We start from the raw sequence: 236 nt of genomic DNA, 5'->3' as shown, positions 1-236 counted from the left end.
GTTGAGGAAGATGAGGGTGAGCGGGGCGAGGTAGACGAAGGTCGGCATGGTCTGCATGAAGTCCAGGAAGGGCGTCATGATCCGGTTGAACCGGTCGGGGAGCCCCGCCCACACACCGAGCGGGATGCCGATCAGCAGGGCCACCAGTCCCGCCGTCAGGGTCAGCGCCAGGGTGTCCATGCTCTCCTGCCACAGGCCCTGGTGCCCGAAGAAGGTGATGCCGGCGGCGGCCAACA

At 66.5% G+C, this 236-nt stretch carries 1 pseudogene; it reads right to left on the bottom strand.

The window, feature by feature from the left end:
* Nucleotides 1–236, bottom strand: a pseudogene (locus tag KVT45_RS55715) (ABC transporter permease); the annotation flags it as partial.

Origin of the sequence: Streptomyces sp. GbtcB6 (assembly GCF_019091475.1) — a bacterium.
Taxonomy (GTDB): domain Bacteria; phylum Actinomycetota; class Actinomycetes; order Streptomycetales; family Streptomycetaceae; genus Streptomyces; species Streptomyces hyaluromycini.
The sequence above is the reverse complement of the archived record's forward strand: the minus strand, read 5'-3'. Positions and strand labels throughout refer to the sequence as shown.